Annotated in this window: 14 protein-coding genes; 9 read left to right on the top strand and 5 right to left on the bottom strand. The window is 72.7% G+C overall.

Annotation, left to right across the window (positions count from 1 at the left end):
* Positions 1–58: 58 nt before the first annotated feature.
* The 3 genes from OG842_RS06045 to thrS all read left to right on the top strand — a co-directional run bounded on the left by OG842_RS06045 (position 59) and on the right by thrS (position 3,716).
* Positions 59–1,768 carry an FUSC family protein gene (locus OG842_RS06045; protein ID WP_266728134.1) on the top strand — a complete coding sequence of 570 codons (1,710 nt, stop codon included), beginning with the start codon at positions 59–61 and terminating at the stop codon, positions 1,766–1,768.
* The gene (locus tag OG842_RS06040; protein WP_266728132.1) at positions 1,765–2,271 is read left to right on the top strand and encodes a MarR family winged helix-turn-helix transcriptional regulator; all 507 of its coding nucleotides are present in this window, start codon (positions 1,765–1,767) and stop codon (positions 2,269–2,271) included. Before OG842_RS06045 ends, OG842_RS06040 begins: the two co-directional genes overlap by 4 nt.
* A 230-nt stretch (positions 2,272–2,501) precedes the next feature.
* On the top strand, positions 2,502–3,716 hold the full coding sequence (gene thrS, locus OG842_RS06035; protein WP_266728130.1) for a threonine--tRNA ligase: 1,215 nt from the start codon (positions 2,502–2,504) through the stop codon (positions 3,714–3,716).
* A gap of 108 nt (positions 3,717–3,824) precedes the next feature.
* On the opposite strand, the gene OG842_RS06030 is transcribed toward thrS, so the two are convergent.
* Positions 3,825–4,580, bottom strand: a complete 756-nt coding sequence (locus tag OG842_RS06030; RefSeq protein ID WP_266728128.1) for an IclR family transcriptional regulator — start codon at positions 4,578–4,580, stop codon at positions 3,825–3,827.
* 493 nt (positions 4,581–5,073) lie between these two features.
* Here OG842_RS06030 and OG842_RS06025 point away from each other — a divergent pair, with 493 nt between their 5' ends.
* The 6 genes from OG842_RS06025 (at position 5,074) to OG842_RS06000 (ending at position 11,208) form a co-directional block, all read left to right on the top strand.
* The gene (locus OG842_RS06025) at positions 5,074–6,711 is read left to right on the top strand and encodes a sensor histidine kinase (protein ID WP_266728126.1); all 1,638 of its coding nucleotides are present in this window, start codon (positions 5,074–5,076) and stop codon (positions 6,709–6,711) included.
* The gene (locus OG842_RS06020; protein WP_093896207.1) at positions 6,708–7,115 is read left to right on the top strand and encodes a roadblock/LC7 domain-containing protein; all 408 of its coding nucleotides are present in this window, start codon (positions 6,708–6,710) and stop codon (positions 7,113–7,115) included. Before OG842_RS06025 ends, OG842_RS06020 begins: the two co-directional genes overlap by 4 nt.
* Positions 7,112–7,483, top strand: a complete 372-nt coding sequence (locus tag OG842_RS06015) for a DUF742 domain-containing protein (RefSeq protein WP_266728124.1) — start codon at positions 7,112–7,114, stop codon at positions 7,481–7,483. The genes OG842_RS06020 and OG842_RS06015 overlap by 4 nt, the downstream gene beginning before the upstream one ends.
* Positions 7,464–8,078 carry a GTP-binding protein gene (locus OG842_RS06010; RefSeq protein ID WP_266728122.1) on the top strand — a complete coding sequence of 205 codons (615 nt, stop codon included), beginning with the start codon at positions 7,464–7,466 and terminating at the stop codon, positions 8,076–8,078. The genes OG842_RS06015 and OG842_RS06010 overlap by 20 nt, the downstream gene beginning before the upstream one ends.
* 64 nt (positions 8,079–8,142) lie before the next feature.
* The gene (locus OG842_RS06005) at positions 8,143–9,693 is read left to right on the top strand and encodes a cytochrome P450 (protein ID WP_266728120.1); all 1,551 of its coding nucleotides are present in this window, start codon (positions 8,143–8,145) and stop codon (positions 9,691–9,693) included.
* Between the two features lie 168 nt (positions 9,694–9,861).
* A complete protein-coding gene (locus OG842_RS06000; RefSeq protein ID WP_266728118.1) occupies positions 9,862–11,208 on the top strand; it encodes a 6-phospho-beta-glucosidase in 1,347 nt (448 codons plus the stop codon).
* On the opposite strand, the gene OG842_RS05995 is transcribed toward OG842_RS06000, so the two are convergent.
* From OG842_RS05995 to OG842_RS05980, 4 genes are read right to left on the bottom strand one after another with little or no spacing between them, the layout of a single operon-like run.
* Entirely contained in the window at positions 11,190–13,247 is a 2,058-nt protein-coding gene (locus OG842_RS05995; RefSeq protein WP_266728116.1) for a hypothetical protein, read from the bottom strand. The two genes, OG842_RS06000 and OG842_RS05995, sit on opposite strands and share 19 nt — an antisense overlap.
* Positions 13,244–14,437 (bottom strand): VWA domain-containing protein, encoded by a 1,194-nt coding sequence (locus tag OG842_RS05990; protein ID WP_266728114.1) that lies wholly within the window; start codon positions 14,435–14,437, stop codon positions 13,244–13,246. Before OG842_RS05990 ends, OG842_RS05995 begins: the two co-directional genes overlap by 4 nt.
* Positions 14,434–16,803 (bottom strand): DUF5682 family protein, encoded by a 2,370-nt coding sequence (locus tag OG842_RS05985; protein ID WP_266728112.1) that lies wholly within the window; start codon positions 16,801–16,803, stop codon positions 14,434–14,436. The genes OG842_RS05990 and OG842_RS05985 overlap by 4 nt, the downstream gene beginning before the upstream one ends.
* Complete coding sequence (locus OG842_RS05980) at positions 16,803–17,930, bottom strand: ATP-binding protein (RefSeq protein WP_266733452.1); 1,128 nt, start codon at positions 17,928–17,930, stop codon at positions 16,803–16,805. The genes OG842_RS05985 and OG842_RS05980 overlap by 1 nt, the downstream gene beginning before the upstream one ends.
* Position 17,931: the final 1 nt, after the last annotated feature.

The following is a 17,931-nucleotide window of genomic DNA, read 5'->3' as shown; positions in this document are numbered from 1 at the left end:
AGGGTGCGGCCATCGGGGAAAAATGTTTTACGAGTGTAATACCTGCTAAAATATTTGGGTGAGTGATACAACTACCCGGTCCCGGCGGCCCTCCGCCCGCAGACTCCCGCTGGCGGCCCCGCTGCGCCTCGCCCGGCCCTCGGACATGTGGTTCAAACCGGCACTGAGCGTGGTCGTCGCCACCGCCGTACCGGATCTGGTGCTGTTCGCCATCGACCGGCTCGACCTCGTGATGTACACGATGGCCGGTTCGCTCTGCGCGCTGTACGGCCACAACCTGCCGTACGCCCGGCGTGCCCGCGCCGTCGCCGGAGTCGTCGTCTCCATGGTCGTCGGCCTGGCGATATCCCTGGTCGCGGCCTCTCTCACCGGGTCCACCGCCGTACTGATCGCGGTGGGGGCGCTGCTCGCGGCGGCGCAGAAGACGCTCTGCGACGCCACCCGCATCGGCCCGCCCGGACCGGTGATCTTCACCTTCGTCACCTCCGCCGCCCTCTTCGTCCCACAGCATCCGGGCCAGGTGCCCGGCCATCTCGCGCTGACCCTGGCGGCGGGCGCCATCGCCTGGCTGGTCACGGCCGGCCCCGCGCTCGTCCGCCGGGAGGGTCCGGAGCGCCGGGCGACGGCCCGCGCCCTCGACGCCGCCGCGGCGTACCTCACCGACCCCGGCCACCGCACCCGGCACGCCGCGGCCGCCACCGTGCACGCGGCCTGGCAGACCCTGCTCGCCGCCGGACGCCCCTCGCCCGTACGCCGGTCACTCGAACGGCTCGTCGTGCACGCCGAAGCCGCCCTCGCCGCAGGCACCCTCGGCGACGTACCGGCCCTCCCCGCTCCCGCCCCCGACCCGGAACAGCTCCGCGCCTGGGCCCGGCGGACCCGCGCCCGGGGCCCCGTCCCCACACCGCCGCCCGCCCCCGGCACGACGGAGGAACTCTTCGGCATCGATGCCGAACGGGCCGCCCGCGGCACAAGCCGCCGCGAGGCCCGCCGCGCGCTGCTGCGCAGCCTCGCCCCGGGCTCCCCGCTGCTGCCCATCGGCGCCCGCACCCTCGTCGGCTGCGCCCTGGCCGGCTACGTCTCCCAGGCGGCCGGCGTCGGCCGCCCCTACTGGGCGATCGTCACCGCCGCCTCCCTGTACCAGGCCAATGTGACCCTGTCCTGGAACCGGGCCCTCCAGCGCACCCTCGGCAATCTGCTCGGTGTCCTCGTCTTCGCCGCGATCCTCCCGGTCAGCCGCACCGGCCCGCTGGCCCTCATCGGCTTCTGCCTGTTCTTCGGCTTCGCGGCCGAGGCCCTGATCACCCGGAACTACTGGCTCGGCTCCGTCGCCGTCACCCCGATGGCACTGCTGGTCCTGGAATTCGGCGGCACCCACCCGGCCGGTGAACTCATCGGCGACCGGGTCCTGGACACCGTCATCGGCGCCGGGGTGGGCATCCTCGCCGCCATGCTGGTGACCAACCGCCGCGCCGCCGGACGCCTGGAGAAGGCGCTCGCCGCCACCGACCTGGCCCGCGCCCACGCCGTACACGCACTGGCCGCCCCGCAGCCGACGCCCGCCGCGCTCGACGCCGCCCGCCGCAGGCTGACCGGATCGCTCGTCGAACTGCGCGAGGCCGACGACACGGCGGCGGGCGAATGGTGGCAGCGCGCCCTGCCCCAGGAGCGGGTCCTCGCGGCCGAGCAGGCCGGACACCGTACGCTCGCCGCTACAGCAACACGGCGGGGGCCGATCGCCCGCGCCCCGGAGAACGGAGCGGTGTGACCGACGACATCGTCGCCACGGTGGTACGGCAGTGGCAGGCCGTCAACCCGGAACTGGACACCGGACCGATGGAGCTCATCGGCCGCATCAACCGCTGCGCGGCCCTGCTCCAGCAGGCCGAGGACGCCCCGCTGCGCGAGGCCGGGCTGACCCGGGCCGAGTTCGACCTGCTCGGTGCCGTACGCCGGACCGACCGCGAACTCACCCCCGGCGAACTGGCCAGGGAGACGTTCTCGTCCGGCGCCGCCGTCACCAAGCGGCTGCGGGTCCTTCAGGAACGCGGTCTCGTCGACCGCCGCGGCGACGACCGCGACCGCCGGGTCAACCACATCCGCCTCACCGAGGAGGGGCGCGCGCTGGTGGACATGCTGCTGCCCCGGCAGCTCGCGTACGAACGCGCGGTGCTGTCCGGTCTCGACGAGCAGTCCCGTGCACAGCTCAGCGCCCAGCTCAGCGAGTTGCTGCTGCAGTTGGAGGGGCGGATCGGCGGCGGTCGGCGCTGAACCGGCGCCGGTCCGGGGCGGCACGCGGGTCCGTGCCCACGGCACCGGGAAAAATGCCGTGCGGACGGTGGTGCACCGCTGCTAGCGTCCGCCGCATGAAGCGCGCTGCCATGACGACGACGCCGGAGAGTGTCCCGGCGCGCTGACAGCTGTGCAGTGAGAAGCCCCGGGGCGAGTGCCCCGGGGCTTCGCCCTGCGGTCACCCGCCCGACGACCGCGAGGAGACCGCCATGCACGACCACCGCAAGCTCGGCCGCGAACTGGGCCTGTTCGACACCGACCCGCTGATCGGCGCGGGACTGCCCTACTGGCTGCCCGACGGCGCCGCCGTGCGCCACACCCTGGAGGAATACGTCCGCACCGCCGAACGGCGGGCCGGATATCGGCATGTGTACTCGCCGGTGCTCGGCAAGCGGGAGCTGTACGAGATCTCCGGGCACTGGTCGCACTACAGCGACGACATGTTCCCGCCGATGGACCTGGGCGGGGAACAGGTCGTGCTGCGGCCGAGCCTGTGTCCGCACCACGCCGTCATCTACCGCTCCCGCTCGCACAGCTACCGCGAACTGCCGCTGCGCATGGCCGAGCTGGGCGGCATGTACCGCTCCGAGCTCTCCGGCGTGCTCGGCGGACTGACCCGGGTGCGTTCCATCCAGCTGAACGACGCGCACATCTTCTGCACCCCGGACCAGGTGGCCGAGGAGGCGCGCGCCGCCCTGGAGCTGATCGACGCGGCGTACCGGGCACTGGGCATCAGCGCGGCCCGCTACCGGCTCTCCCTCCCGGGCGCGGGGGGCAAGTACGTCGACGATCCCGGGATGTGGCAGAAGTCCACCGCCCTGCTGACCGAGGTACTCGACCGCTCGGGAGTGCCGTACGAGGCGGCCGAGGGCGAGGCCGCGTTCTACGGTCCCAAGATCGATGTCCAGGTCGTCGACGGGTCCGGCCGGGAGTTCACCCTCTCCACCGTCCAGATCGACTTCCATCAGCCGGGCCGGTTCGACCTGCACTACATCGGCGCCGACGGTGCGAAACACCGGCCGGTCATGATCCACCGCAGCATCATCGGCAGTGTGGAGCGAGCCGTCGCCCATCTGATCGAGGTGCACGGCGGGGCCTTCCCCGCCTGGCTCGCCCCCACCCAGCTGGCGATCCTCCCGATCTCGGACGCCGAACTGCCGGACGCCGAGGCGCTCGCCCGGCAATGCGCAGACCTGGGGTTGCGGGCCGAGATCGCCGGACCGGGACGCGGCACCCTCGGCGCCCGCATCCGGGAAGCCCGACTGGTGCCCTGCCAGGCGGTCATCGGGGCGAGGGAAGCCGCCGGGGGACAGGTGGCGCTGCGGCTGCGCGACGGGGCCCGGCTGGAGCCACGGCCCGCGGACGGCGTTCTCGCACGGATCGCCGCCCTGGTGGAGGCGCACGCCATCGAACTCCGGATGTAGCCACCCGGGCGGAAGGCGGGTCACCGCAGCGGACCGCCGGAGCGGGACGGCGCACTCCGGCGGTCCGCTCCGGCGCGCGCTCGCCCGTGGCCGAGCGGCCGGGACCGGTCAGACCTCGCCCAACAGTGCGGCGGACAGGTGGAGTTCTCCGGCGCGGCGGACGAGCGCCGTGTCGTCGCCGCGATCGGCGGGTGCCGATGCCATCAGGGCGAGCCGGTCACGCCGGCTCGCCCCGGTCAGCGGTACGGCCACGGTGTTCATGCCCCGGACCGACTCCCCGCGGCTGAGTGCGTATCCGGCGGAGCGGATCTCCTGGAGCTCGGCGAGCAGCGCGGAGCGCGAGGTGACGGTGGACGGCGTGGCCGCGGGCAGCTCCTCGTGCGGGTAGAGCGAGCAGACCTGTTCCGGCGCCATGCGGGAGAGCAGCAACTTCCCGCCCGACGTGGCGTGGGCGGGGTGCGTGCTGCCGGGTTCCGGCATCACCCGTACCGGCTGCGCGGACTCGCGGCCGTCGGTGACGATGATCCGGTCACCGATCAGCGCGGTGCACTGCACGGTCTCGCCGGTGCGCAGCGCCGCGTCGTCCAGCACCGCCGCGAGCCGTTCACGGTCGGCCGGGCCGAATCCCGCCGGGCTGCCGAGCCGGACCAGCTCCGGCCCGGCCGAGTAGCCGCGGCCGGAGAAGTCCCGCGTCGCGAAGCCCCGTCCTTCCAGGGTGCTGAGGACCCGGTGCGCGGTGGACCGGCCCACGGAGAGCAGTTCGGCGGCCTCGGAGACGGTGAGCGTGTCGTGGATGAGGAAGAGCTGCATCAACCGGAGCCCGGTGTCCAGCGATTCGATGGTGTAGCCGCGATTCGAGCCCATGGTGTGTCGGTTCCCCTTCGGTCCAGGTGCGCTCGGCGGTGCGCGGGATGCCGGTCCGTACCGTCCGTCAGTTCGGTGACCGCACCGTCCACCCGCCACCGAGTCATGAATGCGCTGCTTTCGATCCGGTTCGATCACATGTGCGTCTGTCCTGCATCAAGGGACGGATGCGCATGCACGGCAGGGTCAAAATCCCCGAACTCGCTTGAAGTAACCGTATGTTGTCCCGTTCTCCGGTACGAGCATCTTGTCCTGGTGTCGAATCACTTCTGCTGTAACTCCTTGTGCATGCATGACGGCGGTGCGTGCAAAAACTCGTGAGTGTATTACCGCTGGAGCGCTCGCGCAGGGGGTTGGGTGAATGTGCCGAAGCACTGATTCGATCTGACTAAGCTCACGCGCAGTGAAGTCGAGTTGATATGAATTCGAGCGCTTGTTCCCGACTGCCCCTGCAAGTGTGCATACCTCCCGAATCAACCGCCAGAGGTCTTAGATGGTTCGTGTTGAATCACCGCCGATCGACCGAGAACCCTCCGTCGCTCGCGCCGTGCTGCTGCCCGTGTTCCTGATGGGCGGCGCCACCGCCGCCGCGGCGGCACTGGTCTCCACGGCCGCGCGGATACCAGTCGTCTGGTGCGGTGCCGTCGCCACCGTCGTGGTAGCCGCCCTGAGCGTCCAACTCGCCCGCCGGGCACGCGAACTGCGTGCCCAGCGCGCGGTGTACGAACGGCGCTTCGCCGACCTGGAGCGGCGCATCGCCACCCATGACGACGAGACCGTGCGGATCAGCAAGGAGCTCCTGCCGGCCGCCATCCACCGTCTGCGCGTGGGCAATTCGCCCGAAGAGGTGCTCCGCGACGTCGTCGACGCGGACGAGCTGTACCGCGACCTGCCCGACGCCCAGCGCACCCTCGTCTACACGGTGCTGCACATCATCGACAACGAAGAGGCGATGCGTGACTCCGCGCAGCGCGCCTTCGTCAACGTCGCCCGGCGCGTCCAGGCGATCGTCCACCGCCAGGCGAGTGAACTGCGCGAGATGGAGGAGCACCACGGGCGCAACCCCGACGTCTTCGACGACCTGCTCCGCATCGACCACGGCACCGCGCTGATCGGCCGCCTCGCCGACTCCATCGCGGTACTCGGCGGCGCCCGTCCCAGCCGTCAGTGGCCCAAGCCCGTACCGCTGTTCAGCGTGCTGCGCGGCGCCATGTCGCGGATCCTGGAATACCCCCGCGTCGATCTGCACTCGATCGCCAAGGTCGCCATCATCGGCACCGCCGTCGAGCCGCTCATCCACGCCTGCGCCGAACTCCTCGACAACGCCACCCGTTACTCGCCCCCGCAGACCCGGGTGCACGTCACCGCCGTCGAGGTGCAGACCGGCATCGCCATCGAGATCGAGGACGGCGGCGTCTCGCTCAGCGAGGAGGCCCGCTCGCGGGCCGAGAACATGCTCGCCAGGGCCCAGGCCGGCTCCAACATGAACGACCTCGGCGAGTCCCCGCGCCTAGGCATGGCCGTCGTCGGCCGGCTCTCGCGGATGTACGACCTCCAGGTCTCGCTGCGGCAGTCCGCGTACGGCGGTGTCCGCGCCGTGCTCATCGTGCCCCGCGCCATGATCACCACCGGACCCGCTCCCGGCATCGCCCACGGCATCGGTGCCACGTCGAGGCCCACCAGCGACATCGACCAGGAGGCGATGAAGCACGTCGTGCCGGCCCGCCGCCGCAAGCCCCGTACCCCCGTGGCCCAGCGACCCGCCACCGGGCCGGTCGCACCCGCCACCCGGCCGGCCCTTCCCGCAGCCGCCATGGAGGACGACGTCCCCGTGGTGACCGAATGGACCGCGGGCGGGCTCCCGCAGCGCCGCAGCCGCGGCAGGGCGCCCCTCGGCTCGCACAACCTCCCGGCCCAGCCCGCCGACCCCACCGCGGGCCAGCGCAACGGCTACACCAACGGCCACGCCAACGGCCACACCAACGGTCACGGGCCCGGCGGATCCGGCGGCAAGGAACAGCCGCCCGGACTCTGGCTGGAGGCCTTCACCAACGCGGTCAACGGTGTGCCGCAGGACCCGAAGACCGACGAAGACTCTGACGATGCGTGGGACAAGGGAGACCTGAAGTGATCCAGCAGCGGGGAAACATGGACTGGATGCTCAAGGAACTGGCCGACGACGTACCGGACATCCACCAGATCGTGGTGCTCTCCGCCGACGGTCTGCGCATCGCCCGGCACGGCGGCGACCCCGATGTCGCCGACCGCCTCGCGGCGGCCTGCGCCGGACTGCAGAGCCTGGCCGCCGCCGTCGCCTCCGAGATCCCCTACAGCGACGGGCTCATGCGGCTGGTCGTCATCGAGGTCACCGGCGGCTTCTTCTACCTGATGGCCGCCGGAACGGGCGCCTACCTCGCGGTGCTCGCCGGTGAGACGGTCGACGCGGGCCTCGTCGGCTCGCGGATGCGGGACATGGTCGTCAGGATCGGTGCCCACCTGACGAGTCCGCCGCGCCATGACGGGCAGGCCGGATGAGCTCTCCCCGACGAGAACGCCGAAAGGCCGATCCGGCACTGAGCGATCCGGAACGGCTGTACGTGATCAGCGGCGATCCCGACGGCAGCGAGAGGGCGCAGCTCGACCTGGTCACGATGATCGTCGCCCAGGCAGAGCCGTCACCGACGGTCCAGCCCGAGCAGGCCGTGATCCTGCGGCTCTGTCAGGCACCGTTATCCGTCGCCGAGATCTCGGCATACCTCGGTCTGCCCTTCAGCGTGGTGACCTCGCTCCTCACCGAACTCCTCGCTGCCGAGCTCATCGAATCGCGCGCACCCATCGTCCGCGCCACTCTCCCGGACAGGTCCCTTCTCGAAGCGGTGATGCATGGACTTCAGAAGCTCTGACGCGATCACCGGCCCCCGGCACGAGGACGTCCTTCCCACCACGGCGACAGCCGCGGTGAAGGTCGTGATCGTCGGCGGGTTCGGGGTCGGCAAGACGACCATGGTCGGTTCCGTCAGCGAGATCCGGCCGCTGACCACCGAGGAGACCATGACCCAGGCCGGTGTCGGCGTGGACGACAACTTCGGCGTGGAGAGCAAGACCGCCACCACCGTCGCCATGGACTTCGGCCGGATCTCCATCAGTGAGGAGCTGATCCTCTATCTGTTCGGCACCCCGGGCCAGGAACGGTTCTGGTTCCTGTGGAACGGGCTGTTCGAAGGTGCCCTCGGGGCGGTGGTCCTCGTCGACACCCGGCGCCTCGAAGTCAGCTTCGACGTCATCGGGAGACTGGAGGAGCGCGGCGTGCCGTTCGTCGTCGCCATCAACACCTTCCCCGGTGCCCCGAAGCACCCCGTCGAGGCGCTGCGGAGCGCCCTGGACCTCCCCGACGAGGTCCCGATGATCGACTGCGACGCCCGACTGCGCGGCTCCAGCCGCGATGTGCTGATGACCCTGATGCGCTATCTGCACAGTCTGGCCCTCCCGCTCGCCTGACCGTAGCACCACCCCCTCGCGCATCCCCGTCCGTCCGGTACTTGGCCTGATCCCTGGAGCGATCGTGACAACCCCATTCCACTACGAGCCCGGAGCGGCCCCCGGGCCGGTTCCGCCCCCCGAATGCCCGGCCCACGGCCTAGGCATCGGCCCCGGCGGAGTGCGCCGGTTCTACGGCCCGGAGGCCGAACGGGACCCCCACGGGCTCTACGACAAGCTGCGCGCCGAACACGGCACCGTGGCCCCCGTGTTGCTGCACGGGGACGTACCCGCCTGGCTGGTCCTCGGGCACAGCGAGAACCTGCACATGACCCGCACCCCCTCGCAGTTCTCCCGCGACTCCCGGCGGTGGCGGGCCCTGCAGGACGGCAGCGTCGCCCCGGACCACCCGCTGGCCCCGATCTTCACCTGGCAGCCGGTGTGCGTGTTCGCCGACGGGTCCACCCATGAGCGTCTGCGCGGCGCGGTCACCGACAGCATGGGCCGGATCGACACCCGCGGCGTCCGCCGCCACGTCAACCGCTACAGCAACCGGCTCGTCAACGACTTCTGCCAGCAGGGCCGCGTCGACCTGGTCGCCCAGTTCGCCGACCGGCTGCCGATGATGGTGATGTGCGCGATCATCGGCATGCCCGAGGAGTACAACGACCGGATGGTCCAGGCCGCCCGCGACATGACCCGCGGCACGGCGACCGCCGTCGCGAGCAACGCCTATGTGCTCGACGCGCTGACCCGGCTCGTCCAGCGCCGCCGGCGCGAACCCGCGGACGACTTCGCCACCTGGCTCACCGAGCATCCCGCCGGGCTGAACGACACGGAGGTCAGCGAGCATCTCCGGCTGATCCTCATCGCCTCCTACGAGGCGACCGCCAACCTGATCGCCAACGTCCTGCGGATGGTGCTCACCGATCCGCGATTCCGGGCCAGGCTCAGCGGCGGTCACATGACGGTCCCCGAGGCGGTCGAGCAGACGCTGTGGGACGAGCCGCCGTTCACCGCGGTCTTCGGCCGCTGGGCGGTCGGTGACACCGAACTCGGCGGCAAGCAGATCAAGGCCGGCGACGCGCTGATCGTCGGCATCGCACCGGCCAACTCCGACCCGGTGGTCCGGCCCGATCCGGGCTCCGACATGGCAGGCAACCGCGCCCACCTCGCGTTCAGCGGCGGCCCCCACGAATGCCCCGGACAGGACATCGGACGGGCCATCGCGGACGTCGGCGTGGACGCCCTGCTGATGCGGCTGCCCGACCTCGAACTCGCCGTCGAGGAGAGCGAGCTGAGCTGGGTCGGCAACATCATGGGCCGGCACCTGGTGGAACTGCCGGCCGACTTCGCCTCCCGCCCGCCGCAGGACGACAAGGAACCGCCGTCCATGGGCAGGCCCAACCTGCCGCGCCAGGACTGGGAGGTCCAGTCGACGGTCCGGCACACCGCACCCACACCCGGACGTGTCTCGGCCACCGCCCCGATGAGTACGACATCCACGGCCACCGCCGTCGACGACTCCGGGAGCCCCGCCGCCGCGTCCGCCGTCGGCGGGATCCCGCAGCAGCGCGGCGAGTCCGCGCCGGCGAGGCTGTGGCGGGCCGTCTCCCGGTGGTGGGGCGGCAACTGACCCGACACGCCCTCCGGGAGTGAAGGCGGCACCGGCGTACGGCCCGGTGGCGGAGGACCTCCGGGTCCGCGGCCACCGGGCCGTACGCCGTACCCGGCCACCGGGTGAACGCCGCCGCCCGAGGTCGCTCGGCCCGGGACCGGGCCCGCCCCCGTACCATGCACAAGCGTGAAGCTGACAATTCTGGGCGGCGGCGGATTCCGGGTTCCACTCGTGTACGGGGCGCTGCTCGCCGATCACGCCGAAGGCCGTGTGTCCGCGGTCACCCTCTACGACACCGACGCCGACCGGCTCACCGCCGTGGCCCGGGTGCTCGGCGAACAGGCCGCCGGCGTCCCGGACGCACCCGCCGTCACCGCCACCACCGAGCTCGACGAGGCGCTGCGCGGCGCCGACTTCGTCTTCTCGGCGATCCGCGTCGGCGGCCTCGAAGGCCGGGCGGCCGACGAACGGGTCGCTCTCGACGAGGGCGTACTCGGCCAGGAGACCGTCGGCGCGGGCGGCATCGCGTACGGACTGCGCACCGTGCCCGTCGCCGTCGACCTCGCCCAGCGCATCGCGCGGATCGCCCCCGAGGCCTGGGTCATCAACTTCACCAACCCGGCGGGCCTGGTCACCGAGGCCATGTCCCACTACCTGGGCGACCGGGTCATCGGCATCTGCGACTCGCCGGTGGGGCTCGGCCGCCGCATCGCCCGGGTGCTCGGCGCCGACCCCGACCGGGCCCGGATCGACTACGTCGGGCTCAACCATCTGGGCTGGGTCCGCGGACTGTACGTCGACGGCCGGGACGAACTCCCGAGGCTGCTCGCGGACCCGGAACTCCTCGGCTCCTTCGAGGAGGGCAGGCTCTTCGGCACCGACTGGCTGCGGTTGCTGGGCGCCGTCCCGAACGAGTACCTGCACTACTACTACTTCAACCGGGAAGCGGTCCGCGCCTACCAGGACGCCGAGCAGACCCGCGGCGCCTTCCTCCGCGAGCAGCAGGAGGGTTTCTACACCCGGATGAAGGACCCCGCCACCCCCGCCCTGTCCGCCTGGGACCGCACCCGCGCCGAGCGCGAAGCCACCTACATGTCGGAGAACAGGGAGGTCGCCGGGGTCGGCGAGCGGGACGAGAGCGATCTGGAGTCCGGCGGCTACGAGCAGGTGGCGCTCGCCCTCATGCGGGCCGTCGCCCGCAACGAACGGACCTCGCTCATCCTCAACGTCCGCAACCGCACCACGCTCCCGGTGCTCGACGCGGACGCCGTCATCGAGGTGCCGTGCCTGGTCGACGCCAATGGCGCCCACCCCGTTGCCGTCGACCCGCTGCCCTACCACGCCGTCGGGCTGGTCACCGCGGTCAAGGCCGTAGAGCGCGCGGTGCTGGACGCGGCGGCGAGCGGCTCCCGCAGCACCGCCGTGAAGGCCTTCGCCCTGCACCCGCTGGTCGACTCGGTGACCGTGGCGGGACGCCTCGTCGACGGCTACATCAAGGTCCATCCCCAACTCGCCTATCTGAACCGTCCGTAGCGGCTCCGGAGCTGTTGCGGTGTCGTGGACTCCGTTCCCGAGGAGCGGAGCTCGCTGCTGACCAGGAGGTGGAGCTGGGCGTCCAGCCACGCCCCGGAACGGGTCGCGAGGGCCTCCTCGGCCGGCCGGGCCCCGTCGTCCAGTGCCGCGACGAAGGCGCGCAGCAGCATCGCGGCGCGCGTCAGGCCGGTGCGGGACAGTGCGGTCGCCGCTTCGTCGATCCGGGCGCGGGCGGGGACGTTCAGATGACGCAGCCCGCTGTGCGGCACCGCCGACATGGCGGATATCGCCTCCTCCAGCGCCGCCGTCAGCGGATCGGACGGCCGTCGTACGACCGCCGCCAGGGCCGTGGCGCCGTCACCGGCGGCGAGATCGGGCACGACCGTCCCCGCCGGGGTGAGCACCCCGAGCGGATCGATCCGCACGCCACCACCGGAGCGGTGCAGCGAACCGCTGATGTGCGTGGCGCCGCCCTCCAGCGCATCGGCCAGGGCGTCCAGCGCGCCGGGGCACTCCGGGCGGTACTCCGACACCACCAGCGCCCGGCTGCCCGACGCGTCGCGCACCACGGCTTCGAGCCGCTGCTCGGCGGGGTCGTAACCGACGCTCTCCACCTCGGACAGCGCGACGACATGGACGGCCTCCGCCTCGACCCGCGGCCGGATCAGCCGCGGCGGCCTGCTGCTCCAGCCTTCCGTCAGGGCGGTCAGATCCCGTACCAGCAACGGCTCGGGAAGTTCCGTCCAGGCGGCGCCGACCGGGGTGATGGTCGTCGTGCCGAGCCGGCCCCTGGAGACCGTCAGCGCATGGCTCGGGGTGCGCCGGACGCTCTCGCTGACCAGGCTCCCGGTGGCCAGCGAGGCCAGCGGGGTGGCGAGGACCCGACGGGTGGCCAGCCGGTGCGCGGAGAGCTCCTTGCCATCGGGGGCCGTCCAGGTCTTGCGCAGTACGAGGACGGTGCCCGCGCCGGGGTGGGCGAAGTACACCTCGGAGACCAGGGACTGACCGCTGCCGTGGACGCGGCAGCCGAGCGAGATCAGCCGGACCCGGCGCAGCGGGGTGTCCCCGGCCTCGCGGCTGCCGAGCACGCCGGGATGCGCGGCCGCCCGCCGCCGGGCGTGCACCTCGGTGAGCAGGGCGGCGACCGACTCGGGGCGGTACTGGGCGGTGCGGTCGGCGTACGCCGTGAGCTGGTCGGTCAGCTCGGCGATCGCACCCGCCGGCCAGTGCATCGACCCGGCGGTCAGCGCGGCACCGGCACGCGCGAGGGCTCCGCCGTGCACGGGTCCGACGTGGGCCACGCCCTCCGCCAGCAACTCGTCCACCAGTGCGAGTGCCGCGTCGAGCGCGGGCAGCGCAGTGGACGGCGCGGCGGCACGGCCGCCGACCTGGACGGGTACGGAACGCTCGTCGGTCCGAGTGGCGTCGGCGGCCCGGAACGCCCACACCGCGAGCGCCAGCACCTCACCGCGCAGCGCGGCGGCCGCGTCCGTCAACGCGTAGGCGATCTCGCCGGGGACCGGGAAACGCACCGTGCAGGTGGGGAGTTCGACCCGGGGCTCGGGGTGATCGGGGGACGGGCGGTGCACGACGGCGGCATAACCCCGGTCGAAGGTGCGCCGGGCCGAGGCGACCGGACGGGTGCCGACGGCGTCGGTGAGCGCGTCGTCGTCGGTGCTGCCCGGGGACCAGTCGGTGAACGCGGCGGGGGCGCTGTCCGGATCGGCCTCGGCACCGCGCTGATGGGCCAGGACCAGGGCGATGAGATGGCGGCACACGCCCGGTGCGGCGCAGCTGCAGTCGCCCTCGTCCAGACCGGTGCCGGGCGGCAGCGACGTGGTGGTGCCGTCGTCGAACCTGGCTCGCACCGTGGTGTCCGGATCGGTCGTGAGCACGGGCACCGTCCCCGCGTCCAGCTCCTTCGTGGCACGTTTGACCAGGCCGCGGTTGGCGAGTGCCGCGAGCGTATCCGGGGTGAGGGCGAGCAGATCGGGGCGCACGGCGGCGCCGTTCCCCGCAGCGGTCACCGGCCCGGTCATCGGCCCAGCCTCTCGGCGACGAACTCGGCGAGCCGGCCCGGCGTCATCGCCCCGACGTGGGCCCCCGCCGCGGCGAGCTTCCCGGCCGTCACCCGGTCGTACTCCGGGTCGGCGTCCTCGTCGAGCGCGGCCAGCCCCAGCACGGTCGAGCCCTGCTCCACCAGCCCCCGCACCGCCCGCACCAGCCGGTACGGGTCGCCGCCCTCGTAGAAGTCGGTGATCAGCGCGACGACGGTGCGACGCGGGTTCTCCACGAGACCCGCGCCGTACTCCACGGCCCGTGCGATGTCGGTGCCGCCGCCCAGCTGGACCCGCATCAGCAGCTCCACCGGATCGGTCACGTCGGAGGTCAGGTCCACCACCTGGGTGTCGAAGGCGACCAGATGCGTCTTGAGACCGGGCAGGCCCCACAGACACGCGGCGGTCACCGCGGAATGGATGACCGATCCGGCCATCGAGCCCGACTGGTCGACCAGCAGGATCAGCTGCCACTGCGTCACATGGCGTCGGGTACGGGAGTGGAAGTGGGCGCGCTCGATGAGCAGGCGCCGTTCGTCCGGCTGGTAGTGGGCGAGGTTGGCCTTCACCGTCTGCCGGAAGTCGAAGTCCCTCGCCAGCGGGACCCGGCTGGGCTTGCGGGAGCGGGTGCCGTGGAACGCCCGGCGGATCTCCGGCCGGAGCCTGTCCAGGAGCTGTTTCACCACCGACTCGACGATGCGCCGGGCCAGTCGCAGCACCTGTGGGTTCATCAGATGCTTGGTCCGCAGCACGGCGCGCAGCAGCGTCTGGCTCGGCTCGACCCGCTCCAGCACCGCGGGGTCGGTGACGATCTCCTGGATGCCGTACTTCTCGACGGCGTCCCGTTCCAGGCGTTCGATGGTCTCCTTCGGGAAGAGCCGGTGGATGTCGTCGAGCCAGTCGACAGCGGTCACCGGTGACGGTCCGTCGCCGCCCGTCCGGGGAGCCGAACCGGAACGGCGCACCCCGCGGCGGGTGAGCTCGGGGTCGCGGCCGTAGAGCCAGTCGAGTGCGGCGTCCCGGCCGGCGTCGGCCGGACCCAGCTGTCCGGTGTGCCGCTCGGCGGCGGCGCCGAGGACCAGGCGCCAGCGCTCCAGCCCCGCGTCGGGAGCCGTGCCGGACCCCTCCTCGGGCCCGGGTGCCCGGCCGGGTGCCTGTTCGGGCGTGGTCATGGGGTGGCTTCCAGTTCGTAGCGGGCCAGCAGTCGGGACACGGACTCCTCCAGAGCGCGGGCCCGGGCGATCAGCAGGGGATCCGCGGTGGTCCGCAGCAGGGAACGCGAGGAGCCGCGCACCCCGCGCCGTTCCAGCAGACGGGCGGCGATCCGGTCCCGCTCGCGCGGCGGGAAGAACGCGAACGCCTGACGCAGCGCGGGCAGTCCGGACAGGAACTCGTCGTCGGACAACGCACCGACCAGGCCGTCCAGCACATCGATCAGCGACTCGGCCCCACCGCCCGGCCCATCGCCGTCGTCGTCGCCCACCACGCCCGTCACCTCGTCGCGGGCGAGTGCGAACAGTCCGGCCAGCCAGTCGCCGAGCGCATCCGCACCGGCCCTCGCCACCGCACGCACCGCCTCGGCCGGATCCCCGGACACGCCCGGGGATCCCGGGACCCGGCCGAGGGACCGGGCCAGCCCGAACGAGGCCCCGCGCAGATCGACCGGCGCCTGCGGATCCTCGGAGATCCGCCGCGCGACCCCGGTCGCGACCTCCCGGGTGACGGAGAGCGACTCCGGTGCGTGCAGCACCGCGTCACGCACCGCGACCACGGCCCGAAGCCGGGGGAAGTCCACCCCCGACGAGCCTCGCGCACCCTCCAGCAGCCACAGCAGCCGCACCGTCGCCCCGTCGACCACTGCCGCGAGCAGCGGACCGCGCGCCATGCCGAACACCCGGTCGTGGCGCCACAGACCGAGAGCCGTGGCGAGTATCTCCCCGAGCGGGCCGCTGGCCTGCAACTCGCGTACGCAGGAGGAAAGTTCGCCGAGCAGCTGCTCCGAGAAACCGCCCATCCCGCACAGCACGGCGTCGAACAGTGCCCCCGCAAGACCGTCGGCCTCCGCCGCGCCGCCCCGCGTCCGCCCGGTGAGGGCGACGGCTGCCGCCTCGGCCAGAGTCGCTCCGTACGCCCCGGCTTCCACCAGCGCGGCCTCGCGCCCCAGGACGGGCCGCGCCTCCCAGCGTTCGGTGAACACCGGGTCGACACCGTGCGTGGGACCGGCGGTCCGCTCCAGGCCGGGGATGCCCAGCACCCGCAGCCGGTGGAGCACCCGGCTCCGTTCCAGCTCGGCGGCGTCCGTCAGATCGAGGCGGTACGTCGCCTCCGGGCCGCCGTCCAGCCCCAGCGCGGCCAGCTGCGCCGCCACGTCGTGCACCAGGGGCGGCGCCGGGGTGTCCGGATGGAGCCGCCCGATGCGGTCGCCGCCGCAGGCCGCGACCATCTCGACGACCGCGGGATGCGCCCCCGCCGTCAGCGTGCCCCGGCCCGTCCATGGCAGCGGCTGGTCCAGGTCATCCGTGATCAGGGCGCCCGCCAGACCGTCCAGCACATCGATCCGGGCCGGGCTCGGATGGCCGCGCAGGGCCGTGAGCCCTTCGGCCAGGCTCCGGGCGGCGATCAGATCGGCGGTGGACACCGGGTACTTCCGTGCCCGCAGCCGCTCGACGACCACCCGGAGCAGGCCGTCCGCCGCGGCCTCGGGGCCCGCCTCCCACACCTGCTGGTAGTAGCCGGGCGACGGCATCCCCGACTGGTACCCGGCGAACGCGTCCAGCTTCCGGAAGGAGTACGGCACCAGGAAGCTCCCGGCCATGGCGTCGTCCGGCGGGGCCGGCACCACCGGCCACCCGTCCGCGCCGTGCTCCCAGCCGTCGCCGTCCGCCCCGTCGCGTGCACCGGGCCCGGTCAGCGCACGGAGCGCCGGCTGGTGGAAGCCACCGGTGACCACCAGGACCGGCCGGTCACCGGCCGCCTCCACCGCCGCCCGCACCCACGCGGCCATGTACGTCTCCCGCGCCCGGTCGCCCGCGTCGGCCTCCGCGTCACCGCGCACCAGCGCGAAGTACGCGTCGAGCCGTTCGGCGAGACCGCCGTCCGGCTCGACCTCGAACAGGCGGTCCCACAGGGCGTCGGAGGAATCCACCGCGAACTGCCGGCACAGCCGCTCCGTCGCCTCCGCGTAACGGGCCTCCGCGTCGGCGTAGCGGTTGGTGCGCTCGGCGAACGCCGGATGCCAGGCCGGCAGATCGATGAACCGGACCTCCGCCCCGGCCGCCCGCCCCGCCCGCAGCGCGACCCACTCCGGCGAGTAGTCGCACAGCGGGGCCCAGGACGTCGCGGCCCGCTGCCCGTCGCGGTAGTGGCTGAACACCGCGACCGGCAGCTCGTGCCCGAGCAGCAGCTCGTCCAGTCGGCCGTTCATCTCGGCGGGCCCCTCGATCAGCACCTGGGCGGGCCGGAGCTCCGCGACGGTCCGCTCGACGAGCCGTGCGCAGGCGGGGGAGTGGTGACGCACCCCCAGGAACACCGCGGACATCAGTCGGCCAGCAGATGGCGTGCGTCGTGCAGGGCCTTCCACTGCGGTCCGCGACGGCGCGGCACCTGCTGCTCCAGATAGCGGCGCAGCCGGGCCAGGTCCTCCGGGCTGTCCTTCGCCGCGGTACCCGCCAGGCATGCCACCACATCCGCGGCACTGCCCGGCTCACCGCGCAGGAACCAGCCGCGCACCCCCACGGCGTGGGCGACGGACACGGCCTCCGCCGTGCTCATCACCGCCGACGGGCGGTCCGAACCGGCGCCGCCCTTCTCACCGGCCCCCGCACGCAGCTCCCGGAACGTTCCGACCAGGACCTCCAGCACATCCCGGTCCGGCGGCGGCTCCACCCCCGAGCGCCGCAGCAGGGTCGTCACCTCGGCCTCGACCAGGGCCAGTTCGGTGTCCAGGTCGGGGATCGGGAAGACCGTCTCGAAGTTGAACCGCCGCTTGAGCGCCGCACTCATCTCGTTGACGCCCCGGTCCCGGGTGTTGGCGGTGGCGATCACATTGAAGCCCTGCCGGGCGAAGACCATGCCGTCCGGCCCCGTCAGCTCGGGGATGGCCACCACCCGCTCGGAGAGCAGCGACAGCAGCGAGTCCTGCACCTCCAGCGGACAGCGGGTGATCTCCTCGAACCGGACGAGCCTGCCCTCCGCCATGCCGCGCAGCATCGGGGCCGGGACGAGCGACCGGGGCGAGGGCCCCTCGGCGACCAGCAGCGCGTAGTTCCAGCCGTACTTGATCTGGTCCTCGGTGGTGGCCGCACCGCCCTGCACCGTCAGCGTCGAGTCGCCGCTGACCGCGGCCGCGATCAGCTCGGAGAGCAGCGACTTGGCGGTGCCCGGCTCGCCGACCAGCATCAGCCCACGGCTCGTCGCCAGCGTCACCAGGGCCCGGTCCACCAGCGAGGGATTGCCGACGAACTTCCGGCCGATACCCGTGTCCGCGTCACCGATGATGAACCGGCGGGCCGCACGCAGGCTCAGCTCCCAGCCCGGCGGACGCGGATCACGGTCGTCCGCCCGCAGCGCCGCCAGCTCGTCGGCGTACCGCACCTCGGCCGGAGGCCGCTGCACCGGCTCCTCCGCCCCGCTACCCGGCGCACCGGCACGGGTCTCCTCCCTCATG

Origin of the sequence: Streptomyces sp. NBC_00376 (genome assembly GCF_036077095.1) — a bacterium.
GTDB lineage: Bacteria > Actinomycetota > Actinomycetes > Streptomycetales > Streptomycetaceae > Streptomyces.
This window is presented reverse-complemented; position numbering and strand designations above follow the sequence as displayed.